At 64.9% G+C, this 13,421-nt stretch carries 12 protein-coding genes; 3 read left to right on the top strand and 9 right to left on the bottom strand.

Annotated elements, in window-relative coordinates; all coding sequences use genetic code 11:
• Positions 1–109: 109 nt before the first annotated feature.
• The 8 genes from PQR32_RS02270 to phnS all read right to left on the bottom strand — a co-directional run bounded on the left by PQR32_RS02270 (position 110) and on the right by phnS (position 8,364).
• A complete protein-coding gene (locus PQR32_RS02270) occupies positions 110–670 on the bottom strand; it encodes a phosphonate degradation HD-domain oxygenase (RefSeq protein WP_408221944.1) in 561 nt (186 codons plus the stop codon).
• A 4-nt stretch (positions 671–674) separates the two neighbouring features.
• Positions 675–2,126 (bottom strand): phosphonoacetaldehyde dehydrogenase, encoded by a 1,452-nt coding sequence (gene phnY, locus PQR32_RS02265; RefSeq protein ID WP_408221943.1) that lies wholly within the window; start codon positions 2,124–2,126, stop codon positions 675–677.
• Complete coding sequence (gene phnA, locus PQR32_RS02260) at positions 2,123–3,406, bottom strand: phosphonoacetate hydrolase (protein ID WP_408221942.1); 1,284 nt, start codon at positions 3,404–3,406, stop codon at positions 2,123–2,125. The genes phnY and phnA overlap by 4 nt, the downstream gene beginning before the upstream one ends.
• 56 nt (positions 3,407–3,462) lie before the next feature.
• Complete coding sequence (locus tag PQR32_RS02255; protein ID WP_408221941.1) at positions 3,463–4,197, bottom strand: phosphonate utilization associated transcriptional regulator; 735 nt, start codon at positions 4,195–4,197, stop codon at positions 3,463–3,465.
• Between the two features lie 76 nt (positions 4,198–4,273).
• The gene (gene phnV, locus PQR32_RS02250) at positions 4,274–5,137 is read right to left on the bottom strand and encodes a 2-aminoethylphosphonate ABC transport system, membrane component PhnV (protein ID WP_408221940.1); all 864 of its coding nucleotides are present in this window, start codon (positions 5,135–5,137) and stop codon (positions 4,274–4,276) included.
• Positions 5,127–6,071, bottom strand: a complete 945-nt coding sequence (locus tag PQR32_RS02245; RefSeq protein ID WP_408221939.1) for a 2-aminoethylphosphonate ABC transporter permease subunit — start codon at positions 6,069–6,071, stop codon at positions 5,127–5,129. Before PQR32_RS02245 ends, phnV begins: the two co-directional genes overlap by 11 nt.
• On the bottom strand, positions 6,049–7,149 hold the full coding sequence (gene phnT / locus PQR32_RS02240) for a 2-aminoethylphosphonate ABC transport system ATP-binding subunit PhnT (RefSeq protein WP_408221938.1): 1,101 nt from the start codon (positions 7,147–7,149) through the stop codon (positions 6,049–6,051). The genes PQR32_RS02245 and phnT overlap by 23 nt, the downstream gene beginning before the upstream one ends.
• Before the next feature lie 126 nt (positions 7,150–7,275).
• The gene (phnS, locus tag PQR32_RS02235; RefSeq protein WP_408221937.1) at positions 7,276–8,364 is read right to left on the bottom strand and encodes a 2-aminoethylphosphonate ABC transporter substrate-binding protein; all 1,089 of its coding nucleotides are present in this window, start codon (positions 8,362–8,364) and stop codon (positions 7,276–7,278) included.
• Between the two features lie 373 nt (positions 8,365–8,737).
• Here phnS and PQR32_RS02230 point away from each other — a divergent pair, with 373 nt between their 5' ends.
• Positions 8,738–9,850, top strand: coding sequence for a 2-aminoethylphosphonate--pyruvate transaminase (locus PQR32_RS02230; RefSeq protein WP_408221936.1), 1,113 nt, complete (start codon positions 8,738–8,740; stop codon positions 9,848–9,850).
• Between the two features lie 20 nt (positions 9,851–9,870).
• Here the strand turns inward: PQR32_RS02230 and PQR32_RS02225 are convergent, their stop codons facing one another.
• Complete coding sequence (locus PQR32_RS02225) at positions 9,871–10,626, bottom strand: DeoR/GlpR family DNA-binding transcription regulator (RefSeq protein ID WP_106286413.1); 756 nt, start codon at positions 10,624–10,626, stop codon at positions 9,871–9,873.
• Positions 10,627–10,811: 185 nt separating this feature from the next.
• On the opposite strand from PQR32_RS02225, the gene PQR32_RS02220 reads away from it, so the two are divergent.
• On the top strand, positions 10,812–12,371 hold the full coding sequence (locus tag PQR32_RS02220; protein ID WP_408221935.1) for an ABC1 kinase family protein: 1,560 nt from the start codon (positions 10,812–10,814) through the stop codon (positions 12,369–12,371).
• Positions 12,372–12,490: 119 nt separating this feature from the next.
• The gene (locus tag PQR32_RS02215) at positions 12,491–13,363 is read left to right on the top strand and encodes a DMT family transporter (RefSeq protein WP_408221934.1); all 873 of its coding nucleotides are present in this window, start codon (positions 12,491–12,493) and stop codon (positions 13,361–13,363) included.
• The last annotated feature ends 58 nt before the right edge of the window (positions 13,364–13,421 follow it).

Here is a 13,421-nt window from a genome sequence, read left to right as displayed (position 1 = left end):
TGATACGCATGGATTGCGCCAGAAACGGCGCGAGGACAACAACAAAATCGGAAGACCAGCGCGAGAAGGACCGAACACCGCGCTACCGATAACGGCCCTGAAAACACAATCAAACAGCCGCGTGTTTAAGCATCACTCGTTCGACCACACCTAAATAGTGATCAAGGTCCGGCGTCGCGCGATTCTCTTCCTTGGCGAGATCGTCCCACCTGCGCAGGCGCGTTGCGTCTTCCGCGTAGGGCTTTTGCAGGAACGCTTCAGCCTCCTCCTTGCTGAAGATGCCACCCTGCAATTCCAGACTTCGCACCGAATCGGCGGAAAGCTGGCCGAAATACGTGTCGTCGATCGCGCACAGGCAGCGCTTGGCGTCGACGTGCAAACGGATCGGCTCCAACACCGCATTCGACAAAACCGGCCGAAGGAACGGTAGCGCGAAATACTGATGCAGATCGTCGATGCCCCGCTCCGTCGGCGTCTCTCCCTGCAGATTGAGCAGGTGGCCGAGGTCGTGCAGAAACGCTGCGGCGACCAGCTCGTCGTCAGCGCCAGCCTCTTCCGCCAACAAGCCACTCTGCAATGCATGTTCGAGCTGCGTCACCGGCTCGCCGCTGTAAGCCATATTGCCGTATTGCTCGAACAGGGAACGGATATCCTTCAAACTCAATGCCACGCTATTACTCCCACGGTAATGAAAAGGTCTTCAGATTGGTGAAGCTCTTCATGGCTTCCTGAACACCTTCCTTATAGCCAAGCCCGGAGTCCTTGATGCCGCCGAACGGTGTCAACTCGATCCGGTAGCCCGGCACTTCCCACACGTTGACCGTCCCCACGCGCAATTCATTGATGAAGCGCGTGATCGCATCCTGCCGGTTCGTGCACACGCCCGACGACAAGCCGAACGCCGTGCCGTTGCTGATGCGGATGGCGTCGTCGAGCGTGTCGAAGGTGATGATCGGCGACACCGGCCCGAAGGTCTCTTCGCGCACCAGCGTCATCGACGGATCGACGCCGTCCAGCACCGTCGGCGCATACAACGCGCCCTTGCGCTGGTTGCCGATCCGCAGACGCGCCCCGCTCGCCACCGCCTCATTCACGCGCGCCTCGAAAAGCTGCGCGGCGGCGACGTCGATCACGGTGCCCATCTGATTCGATGCATCGAACGGATCGCCGAAGGACCAGGCGCGCGTCTTCTCGACGACCAGATCGGTGAAATCCGCGGCCACGCTTTTCTGCACCAGCATCCGCTTGACCGCGGTACAGCGCTGCCCGGAGTTCTTATACGAACCCTGCACGGCGAGCGTCGCCGCGCGTTCGAGATCGGCGTCGTCGAGCACGATCAGCGGATCGTTGCCGCCCAGTTCCAGCACCACGCGCCGGTACGCCGCCTTGCCCGCGATGTATTTGCCGATCGCCACGCCGCCCGTGAACGTGACGAGCTCCGCCAACGGATGCGTGATCAGCTCATCGGCGATTTCGCGCGGATCGCCGGTCAGAACCTGCAGCATCGGCGCGGGCAAGCCGGCTTCGTACAGAACGTCGGCGAGATACAGCGCCGACAGCGGCACCTTTTCCGACTGCTTCAGCACCACGCGATTGTTCGTCGCGATGGCCGGCGCGATCTTGTGCGCGACCTGGTTCATCGGATGGTTGAACGGCGTAATCGCGACGATCACGCCCGCCAGCGGCTCGCGCTGCGAAAACACGCGCCGTTTCTTGCCATGCGGCGTCAGATCGCAGGAGAAGCTCTGCCCGTCGTCACGCAATGCCTCGATCGACGCGAACTTCAACACATCGGCGACGCGGCCGATCTCATAACGCGAGTCCTGCTTCGACAAACCGGACTCGAGCGAAATCAGATCCGACGCCTCTTCCGTCCGCTCGCGCATGAGCGCCGCCGCGCGCTCGAGAATCTGCGAGCGTTCGTAGCGCGTGAGTTGCGCCTGATACGCCGCCGCGTATTCGAACGCGGCGCGCACGTCATCGACGCTCGCCAACGGGACCGTGCCCACGCGCGTTCCCGTATAAGGATCGAACACGTCGAGCGTGCGCGAGCGCGTCACGCGCTCGCCTTTGAGCCGCAGCGCTTCCGCCCGAAAAGCCGGATGGTCCCGCAGCACGGCGTTCATGATGACGACACGCGATTCAAGGCGATGTCGAAGATATCGAAGTTACGCAGCCTCTTGCCACCATTGCCGCCGCTGGACGGCAACGCTTCGACATGCCGGTTGAACAGCAGCGGCACTTCCTGTTCGGAAATCCCGCCATGCGAGCGCAACGGCACGGTCAGTCCGGACAGATCGTGGTCAGCGCGCCGCGTGCCGAGCACGACATGTTTCGTGCTGACCACGACGATATCGCCGACGCGGTCGTTCGGCAGTTCGAAGCGCTCGCACGCCGCCTGGTTGTCCAGCACGGTATCGATTCCCTGCAAGCCGCCGATCCGCTCGATCACCTGCGCGACGCTGACATCGCGCGGCAGATAAATCGTCGCGAACGAGCCGAGCGCGCCGTGATGCACCACATACGGATCCGTGATCGGCAGAATGACGCGCGCGCGGCCGGCGCCGAGCCAGTCGTCCAGCACGTCCTGCAAATAGATCACGTTCGGCTCGCCGGTCTGCGGATCGTGCTTGGCGTTCATGCCGTGGTCGGCGGTCAAGCCGATCACCCAGCCGAGCGCGTCGAGCTTCGCGAGGTAGCCGTCCATCATCGCGTAGAAGGCGTTCGCGCCCTCGGTGCCCGGCGCCCATTTGTGCTGGATGTAGTCGGTCGTCGACAGATACATCAGGTCGAGTTGGCGCGTTTGCGCGAGCCGCACACCAGCGGCGAATACGAATTCGGACAGTCCCGCGCTATACACGTCAGGCACCGGCAAGCCGACCAGATCGAGTACTTCGCCGATGCCGTTTTCCTCGAACGTCACCTTGTCGGCTTTCTCCGCCGAGAAGCAGATGCCCTTCAACTGCCAGCCGAGCAGCCGGCGCAACTTGTCTTTCGCGGTGACCACAGCGACCGCGGCGCCGGCTTCGGCGGCAGCAGCGAGCAAGGTGCCCGCGCGCAGATAAGCGGGGTCGTTCATCATCACTTCCGCGCCCTCGCCGCCGTTCGCGTCCGGATCCCAGAAGTAGTTACCGCAGATGCCGTGCACCGAAGGCGGCACACCGCACACGATCGACAGATTGTTCGGGTTGGTGAAAGACGGGATCACGCAGTCACCCTTGAAGGCGCCGCCGCCCTTGAGTATCTTGCCGATGAACGGCGCGACGCCCGCCGCGACCGCAGCTTCAAGATAATCGAATTCGCAACCGTCGACGCACACCACCACCGTCGGTTGCGAGGGCAGCCGGTAGCTGCGGCCGTTGACTTCGATCGTACGTTCGCTCGTGCTCATGTTTGTATTCACCATCGTTACCTTCCATGCGTGCCGGGCACGCGCGTTGTAGTCAGTTCGTTGCAACCATCTCAATCGTTCGACGCCGCCGGCATCCGCACGACGCTCAACGGCCCCGCCGGTTCGCACGCCGCGTGAGCGCGCTGCAAGCCGCCGTTCACGTGCGCCTGCATCAGCGCCGCGGCATGTGGGGCGTCGCGCGAAGCCAGCGCCGTCAAGATCGCGCGATGCTCGGCGAGCGAGCGCTCCATCGCATCGGCATGCACCACCAGCGCGGCACGTCGAAACAGGCTCAATTCGCACACCAGCCTGCGGTACGTCTCATACAGCTTCGAATTGCCCGATGCCGCCACCAGCGCGTCGTGAAACGCCACATTCGCGCGTGCATAAGCATCGTGATCCTGGGCGTCGAGCGCCGCGCGCATCGCGTCGAGCCAGTCGCGCAACACCGCGAGCTTGCGGGCATCGATACTCGCCGCCAGCATCCGGCACGCCGCCTCTTCGAGCACCGCGCGCACCGCGTAAATCTCGTCCGCCTCCGCCAGCGACACCGTCCGCACGAACACGCCGCGGTTCTTCTCGGTACGCACGAGGCCGGCCTGCTCCAGCGCGCGAAACGCCTCGCGCACCGGACCGCGCGACACCTGCAGACGCGTCGCCCAGTCGGCTTCGTTGAGCTTGTCGCCGGGCGCGAGCGCCCCCTCGATGATGTGCCGTTCGATTTCGTCGCGAACCAGCGTCGTCAGCGAATGCCTGCGCACAACCTCAATCGGATCGACAGAAGCAGTTTGCATATATTCGGTCATTTTGACAAATTTTGCCACATCGATATGGGCAGGCGCGCCGCCACGGCATGCCTGCACAGGCATCAGAAGTTGCGCGTCAGTCCACCCGACGGCGCGGGACGCGCGCGGCGATCAGCAGCAGCGCAGCGAGCGAAACCAGCAGAAGAATCAGCGACAGCGCGGAGGCCGGCAGGTAATAGCCGCGCTCCACCTGGCCGACGACCACGATCGGCACCGTCGCGAAGCCCGGCGGATACACCGTGAGCGTGGCGCCGAGCTCACCGAGCGAGAGCGCGAAGCCGAGCGCAAGACTCGCGCGAATCGCCGGCACCAGTTGTGGCAGCACGACGCGGCGCAACACCATCGAAGGCGGCGCACCGAGACTCGCCGCCGCTTCGCGCAAAATCGTCAGCTCCGGGCGCAACGCGGCGGCCGCGCACCGGTAGCAGAACGGCAGCACCAGCGCGAGTTGCACGAACACGACGATCGCCGCGGAGCTCGACAGATCGAACGGCCGCTTGTGATACGCGATCAGCACCGCGAGCCCGAGCACCACGCTCGGCACGCCGTTGGGCATCATCGCAATGGTGTCGACGATGGCGCCGAGCCCGCGGCGGTCGCGCCCTTCCAGCGCCAGCGCGAGCCACAGGCCGAGAATCGTGCCGAGCACCGCGACGCCCATGCCGATTTCGAGGCTCGTGGCGATTGCATCGAAGTCGCTCGAACCGAGACGCTCGAACCAGCGCATGCTGAAGCCGTCGGGCAGGATCGTGCCGGACCAGTGCGCAGCCACGCTCGACAGTGCGACGACCAGCACCGGCAACACGAACAGCCAGAAGCACAGCAACGCGGAAAAACCGAGAAACGCGCCGCCGAGCATGCGCACCACCAGACTGCGGCGCACCGGCCGCGCTTTCTTGTGCATGACCGGCAAAACGGTCGGGTCGAGTTCAACGGCCATGGCCCGCTCCTTTCACCTTGCGACGGTTGACCTGGCGGTACAACGCGTACAGCGACAAAGACATGATCAGCATCACGACCGCGCCGGCGGCGGCGGTCGGCAGATCGAGATCGACGGTGGCGGAACTGTAGATCGCCACCGGCAGCGTGATCAGATGCGCGCTGCCGAGCACGAGCAGAATGCCGAACTCATTGAGCGTCAGCAGAAAACACAGGATCGTGCCCGCGGCGATGCCCGGCCACGCGAGCGGCAGGATCACCTTGAACGCGACCATCCAGCCGCTCGCGCCGAGACTGCGGGCGGCTTCGATCAGTCGCATGTCGAGCGTGGCGAACGAAGCCAGCGTGGGACGCACGACGAACGGCGCGTAGAAAACCACTTCCGCGAGAATCACGCCGCCCACGCCGAACAGGAAATCGAGCGGCGGCGCCTGCAGATGAAAGAGCCGCTGCAAGCCGATGCTGACGGAACCTTGCGAGCCGTACAGAAAGATCAGCGTGAACGCGACCAGAAACGACGGGAACGCGACGAACAGTTCGAGAAAGCGCGTGATCATCCGCGCGCCGGGAAACGGCTTGAAGAACAGGATCGACGCCAGCGCGACGCCGAGCAGCGACGCGAGCCCGGCGCTGGCAAACAGGATCCACAGGGTCGTGCCGATCACGCCGCTGGTTTCCGGATTGCCGAAGAACGCCGAATAAGCGTGCAGGCTCAAGCCATGCGGACCGGTCAGACTCAGCAGCACGAGACGCACGAGCGGATAGACGACCAGCGGCCCGAGCACCACCACGGCGAGGAACAGCAGATGCCATTGCGCAACGCGTTCGCGGCGCTTCACCGCGGCCGTATGCGAGGCGGCGCTGGCGCTGCGGCGCGCGTCGGCGGCGGACGCGCCGAGCGGATTGGGCGTATCAGGGGTTGATAAGGACGACATCGTCAGCCTCGTAACGCAGGGAAATACGCGCGCCCCTCTCCGGCATCATGCCGTGGCCGCGCTGCATGGTGACGTGCACCGGTTCGTTGGGCATCGCGTCCAATACGACGGATACCGACAACACCGCGCCATACCATTCGACCGAGGTGATCGCGCCATGCAACTGCCCTTCGCCGAGCGGCACGATACGCAGCGCCTCCGGACGCAGACAGGCCACGCGATCGCGTTCGTTGTAGCGTGCGTCGCCCATGCTGAAGGCGACCTGCGGCGGCAGCAGATTGGCCGCGCCCAGATAACGCGCGACGAAGCCATCGGCCGGCGTGTCGTACAACTGTTGCGGCGTGCCGAGTTGGGCAATGCGGCCTTCGCGCATCAGCAGCGTGCGGTCGGACAGCACCAGCGCGTCGTCCTGATCGTGCGTCACGCAGACGATCGTCAGATTCGGCAGGCGCTCATGCAAGGACTTGAGTTCGGAACGCACCGATGCGCGCAGATTGGCGTCGAGTGCGGAAAGCGGTTCGTCGAGCAGCAGCACGTCGGGCTCGATCACGAGGGCGCGCGCGAGCGCCACGCGCTGCTGCATGCCGCCCGACAACTGCGCGGGCATCACGTGGCCGGCGTCGCCGAGTTGCACCAGCTTCAACGCGTCGGCGACGCGTCGCGCGACATCCTTGGACGGCGTGCGGCGCGCGCGCAATCCGAAAGCCACGTTCTCGAACACCGACAGATGGGGAAACAGCGCATAGCTCTGGAACAGCAGACCGAGATTGCGCTTGTGCGGCGGCACGTGCGTGAGATCGTGACCGGCCACGGTCAGCGTGCCGGCCAGTCCGTCGGCTTCGATAAACCCGGCGATGAAACGCAACAACGTCGTCTTGCCGCAACCGCTGCGGCCGAGCACGGTGAGCAATTCGCCGCGCTGGATGGTCAACGACAGATCGTCGAGCACCGTGCGCGAACCGAAGCGCACCGTCAGATGATCGATCTGCACGCCGCCCGGCGTAGTCGAACGCGCGGCATCGAGCGCGTCCGGTGAGGCGCCGAGCGCGCCTGGTTGAGCAAGACTGGCGGTATTCACCGGGTTCATCCTCCAACTGGATTAATGCTGATGCAGCGCCTCGGAGAGTCCCGCAGGCGCCGCCTGATTCCGTGACGTCACCCAGTTACCTGACTGAGTGAAGTCAATGACGCTACGAACGACGGCTTACTTCGGCTTGACCACTTCGAGCTGCTTGCCCGACGAACCGATCACGTCATTCTTCCAGCGCGCCGTCCAGTCGGCTTTCTTCGCCATCACCTGATTCCAGTCCACCGGAATCAGCTTCACGCCCGCGATAGCCTGCTTGACCGCTTCGCCGTTCTTGCCAGTGAGCGGCACGTCGGTGCGGCCCGGAATACCGAAGATGTCCGGCACCTTCGCCTGCACTTCCTTCGACATCAGGTAGTCGATCAGCTTCTTGCCTTCAGCCTGGTTCGGGCCATTCTTGATCAGGCCGATTGCGTACGGCAGTTGGAACGTGGTCGGCTGGCCGCCTTCGTGCGCGAGGAAAATCGGCTTGAGCGACAGGCCGCCGTTGGCCGCGTCGTCCAGGTCCATTTGCAGGTCGCCGTTGGCGACCGCGATTTCGTTGCGCGAGAGCAGCACGTCGAGGTAGCCCGTGCCCTTGGTGTGGAACTTGGCGCTGTTTTCGAGCTTCTTCAGATAGTCGAACGCCTTGTCCTCGCCCATCAGCGACGAGGTCAGGATGATCACCGCCATGCCGTCGCCCGCCGTGGCCGGGTTTGAGTAGGCGACCTTGCCGCTAAAGTCGGGGTGCAGCAGGTCGGCGAAGGTCTTCGGCTGGGTCTTGGTGACTTCCGGGTTGATCGCGAACGAGAAATAGTTGTTCACGAACGTCGCCCACGCGCCGTTCGACGCCTTGGCGATCGCCGGCACGTTCTTGTAGTTGGCGCTCTGATAAGCCTGCAGCAGGCCGCTCTGGTCGGCTTGCTGGATGAACGGCGGCAGCGTGACGAGCACGTCGGCCTTCGGCTGATCCTTTTCGATGGTGGCGCGGTTCACCACTTCGCCGCTACCCGCCGTGACGATGTTGACCTTCACGCCTTCCTTCTTTTCGAAGGCCGGCAGCACATCCTTATAGAGGTTCTCGAGGCCGTCGGCGGTGTACAGCACCACTGCGTCGGCCGCGTGCGCCTGCATGGCCGTGGCGCCGAATGCTGCCGCGGCGACCAGTGCCGGCAGCAGTTTGCGTACGAGGCCGGCCGTGGCGTGAAGGGAATTCGTCTTTGTCATGTCGCTTTCTCCGAAAGGCAAAAAACCAGACGGTCGGGAGATCCCGATACCTGTTGTGATTGAACGGCGGTAGCGCCGCGCCGCTTGCGTGTTGCCCGCATCAAGCTGTCGTGCAGATTCATGCGGATTGCAGATTGCCAACAACTTTGCTGCCTCTTATTGCCTCTTTTCCAGCCTGACTCACAGCCCGGCTACGTCACTCGCGCTGCCGGCCATGCGTGAATGGGCACGGCAAGGATCACAGGTTTCCGTGACAACGCCATGACGATTCTGCAGAGTTCCAAAAAATGACACAATTCGCCAATAATATCCAAATCAATCTTTTCGTCGTCCGGTCTGGGCGGCGCTCGTTCAGATAACGACGGAGGCTCGTGTGATCCTTGGAAACGACCCAATCCTGTTGACCCCGGGGCCGCTCACCACCTCACCCCGGACGCGCGAAGCGATGCTGCGCGACTGGGGTTCGTGGGACGCCGCGTTCAACCGCATGACCGACAGCGTGTGCGCCGACCTCCTGACGATCGTACATGGCGAAAATGACTATGTATGCGTCCCGCTTCAAGGCAGCGGGACGTTCGCGGTCGAAGCGGCCCTCGGCACGCTGGTGCCGCGCCAAGGCTGTGTGCTGGTTCCGAACAACGGCGCGTATTGTGCCCGGCTGATCAAAATATTGCAGCGAATGGGCATCGCCTACATCGAATTGGCGTTGCGCGAGGACGAACCGGTGAGCGCCGCCGCCATCGAAGGCGCCTTCAATCTCGATTCGTGCATCAGCCACGTCGCGCAAGTGCATCTGGAAACGAGCGCCGGCCTGCTCAATCCGCTCGACGATATCGCCGCGGTATGTCAGCGACACGGCAAGAGCCTGATTGTCGACGCCATGAGTTCGTTCGGCGCGTTGCCGATCGACCTGCGCCGCGGCGGCATCGACGCGCTGATCTCGGCGAGCGGCAAGTGCCTCGAAGGCGTGCCGGGCATGGGCTTCGTGATTGTCCGGCGCAGCGTGCTGGAGGACAGCGAAGGCCGCTCGCCGTCGCTCGCGCTCGATCTGCACGACCAATACGTCTATATGCAGAAGACGACGCAGTGGCGCTTCACGCCACCGACCCATGTGTTGGCCGCGTTGCGCGAAGCACTCGACCAGTTCAGCGCCGAGGGCGGCCAGCCGGCGCGTGGCGCGCGTTACGCGCGCAACTGCGCGGCGTTGGTCAGCGGAATGAAAGCGCTCGGCTTCGAGCCGTTTCTGAAGCCCGAGGTGCAGGCGCCGGTGATCGTCACCTTCCACGCGCCGCGCGATCCGGCGTGGCAATTCGCGGCGTTCTATGCCGCCGTGCGCGAGGCCGGCTACGTGCTGTATCCGGGCAAGCTGACGCAAGTGGAAACGTTTCGCGTGGGTTGCATCGGCGCGATCGACGCGAACGAACTTCACAACGCGGTGGCCGCGATCGGCCGCACGCTCGAGCGGCTGGGCATCCGTGTGAAATAGTCGGGCAAGCCGGGGCGCGCTCAGGCGATCAGGATTTCCGGGCCATGCGCCGTGATCGCCTTGCCGAGCGTGCGCTCGGGAGCCAGCTCGGTCACCAGATAACGCGCCGACTCGATCCCGTTGATGCGCACCGGCGTCACGCGGCCAAACTTCGAATGATCGGCGACGACCACCACCATGTCCGCCGCGGCGATCATGCGGCTGCGCACCTCGGCGGCCATGCGGCTGTAGTCGGTCAGATAGCCGTCCGGCGAAATCCCGCCCGCGCCGATGAAGGCGAAGTCCGCGTGGTACTGCGTCAATTGATGGACCGTATCGAGCCCGAAGGTGGCGTCTTCGATGTCGGACAGCTCGCCGCCCAACAGCGTGATGCGGTTGTCGTTGCGGCGGCCGAGCAGCAGCGCGATCCGCCAGTCGTTCGTGTACACCGACAGACGATGCCGGTCGAGCAACGCCCGCGCCACCGCCTGCGTGGTGCTGCCCGAATCGATGATCAGGGACGCGCCGTCCGGCACGAACTCCGCTGCGCGTTCGCCGATGGCGCGTTTCGCGCCGGCATTGGCGGCTTCGCGGGTATCGAGGTCGGGCTCGCGCCGGTCGCTCGACAGCGCGCCGCCGTGCGTGGTGACCAGCAGGCCGCGCCCGGCCAGCGCGTTCAGATCACGGCGAATGGTCTCGCGCGACACGTTCAGTTCGCGCACCAGCTCCGCGACCGAGAGCGCGCCGGTTTTGGCGACTTGCGCCAGGATGTATTGGTGACGTTGTTCTGCGAGCATCGATGAAAGGCCGGAAGCCGGCACGCTTGGGTTTCGCCACGGTTGGAGAAGGCCGGCGTATTGTATTACGCGTGGCGCGGCAATGCTCCTCTTGGCGCGCTTACCTGCTAACCTGAACGCCCTGGCCGTGCGTGAATGTCCTCCGATAGTTGTGGACGCCACATGGCCCGTCAACCGAACTGCCGATGCCGCCACTGTTTCGCCGTCTACTGTTGCTGTTCCACGCGCTGCGTTACGGCGCGCGCCTGATCTGGCTTGCCGCGCCGGCAGACCACAAACTGCACTGGATGATCGAGCTGGTCGGCCGTTTGCACGCGGCCGAACGTAGTGGCAAGAGCCTGAGCGGTGTGCTGCCGGCGCTCGGGCCGCTGGCGGGCCGCTTCGCGCAAACGCTGGCCGAACGGCCCGAACTCGCGACCGGCACCTTGCACGACGCCATCGACGCGATCGATCACATGGAAGCCCCGCTGCCGCCGCACGAGTCCGAGCAGGCGCTGGCGCGTGCTTTCGGCAGGCCGCTCGCCACGCTCTTCAGCGCCGTGGATCTGGTGCCGCTGCGCGGCGGCTTCGCCGAACAGACGCATCTCGCGCGGCTGCTGCTGCCGGTGAACGGCCATCACGAGGTAGCAATCAAGCTGGTGCGCGCCGACCAGTTGCAACAGATCGGCGACGAACTCGCGCTGCTGCGCTGGGTCGCGCGCTGGCTGGAGAAGTTCTCCGGTACCGCGCGCCGCCTGCAACTGCGCACGCTGGCGCAGACCTTCACGGACGACATCCTGCGCCGCTTCGATCTGCGCGCCGAAGCCGCCAATCTTAGCCAGACCGGCCATCATTTCGACAGCGACAAGCGCATCGTCGTGCCGGACGTAATCTGGGACCTCTGCACCCAGTACACGCTGACGATGCAACGCGTCAGCACCTTGTCGGCGAGCGATCTGCCCGGCCTGCACGCACATCACATCAAGCTCGCGCCGCTGGCCGCACATATCGTCGAAGTGGTGACCGAGCAGGCGTTCGAGCATGGCTTCTTTCACGCCACGCTCGACGCCCGCCGCGTGCGCGTGAGCATCGAACCGGACACGCTCGGGCGCCTCGTGCTGGCGGAATTTTCGATCATGTCGAGCCTCTCGACCGACGAGCGCGAGTTCTTCGTGCACGGCGCGACCGCGCTGTTCGACCAGGACTACGGGCGGCTCGCCGAAATGCATCGCGATGCCGGGCATGTGCCTCACGACACGCGCGCCGAGGTGCTCGAAGCCGAATTGCGCACGCGCGCCGAAGCGCATTTCGCGGCCGAGCCGGAAGACCGTTCGGCGGGTTCGCTGTTTCATCATCTGCTGCATGCGGTGCATCCGTTCGAGGGCGCGGTGCCCGGCCGGCTCGCGACCGCACAGCGCTCGTTTCATCAAGCGGAAACGCTGGCGCGCGCGCTGCATCCCGGCATCGACACGTGGAATATCACCCGCGGCGTGCTGGCGGATATCGCGCGGCGCGACATCGATCACCGCGGCTGGATCAAACGGATCGGGCGCGAGTTGCCGCATCTCGCGCATATGCTGCCGCGTGTGCCGCAACTGGCGGTTCGCTATCTGCAACACGAACATGATCGCACGCGCTCGCCACAGCAGAATGCGCAACTGATGGCGGAGATCGGCCGCGAATACCGGCGCACGCGTGTGCTGCTGTGGGCGTGTGCGGTGTGTGGCGGCGTGCTCGGCGCGGGCACTGTGCTGCTGATGTGGTGATTTGCGTCGGTTCGCGGTTCAAACCACACTCTGCCACCGCGTTCGGCCGATTGCAGCTTCGAGCAAGACGCGCGTTGCGCCTCCCGACAAGATGGCGACTTTTCCCGTAACGCTTTCCGATGCTCGCTTCCTTTATCGCCGCTGTTTTTGTCGTGTTGTGGTCGACCGGTTTCGTGGTCGCCCGCGCGATCACGCCGTACGCGGATCCCAACCTCTTCCTGCTGGCACGCTTCGGCGGCACGGCGCTGATATTCGCGCTCGCCGCGCTGATTGCCCGCGCCACGTGGCCGAGTGGGCGCGACCTCGGCAAACATCTGGTAGCGGGCGCGCTGCTGCAAGGCGTCTATCTCGGCGCCGGTTACTGGGCCGTGGCCCAAGGCTTGAGTGCCGGCGTGATGGCGTTGCTCGGCGCGCTGCAACCGCTTGCGACGGCCGCGGTCGCGGCGCCGCTGTTCGGCGAGCGGCTGTCGCGGCGCGGCTGGACCGGCATGGCGCTCGGCCTTGCCGGCGTCGTGCTGGTGCTCGAACCGAAGCTGACCGCGGCCACGGCGCCGACGCCGCACGGCAGCGCGCCCGCGTGGCTGGTCGTGCTGATCTCGATCGCCGCGATCGGCGCGATTACAGCGGGCACGTTGTTTCAGAAGACTTCGCTGGCCAAGGCCGATATCCGCAGCGCGAGCGCGGTGCAGAACTTCGGCGCCGCGCTCGTCGCGGCCGTGCTTGCGCTGGCGCTCGGCGAACATCGCTGGATTGCGTCTGCCACGCTATGGGGCTCGCTCGCGTGGGGGATCGTGATGCTCTCCGGCATCAGCGTCACGTTGCTGGTGTGGATGGTCAGGCGCGGCGACGCGGCGCGCGCGACCGCGCTGATGTTTCTCGCGCCGCCGCTCGCCGCGCTTCAGGGTTATGTGGGGTTCGGTGAGACGCTGGTGCCGTTGCAGATCGCCGGGTTTGTCGTTGCGTTGCTGGGGGTGTTGCTGGCGCGGTCGTGATGGGTGGCGTGGTCGCGATAAGCGGCGCGCTCGCGATGAGCGGCGCGGTCGTGATGGG

The organism is Paraburkholderia dipogonis (assembly GCF_046027395.1).
Classification (GTDB): domain Bacteria; phylum Pseudomonadota; class Gammaproteobacteria; order Burkholderiales; family Burkholderiaceae; genus Paraburkholderia; species Paraburkholderia dipogonis_A.
This window is presented reverse-complemented; position numbering and strand designations above follow the sequence as displayed.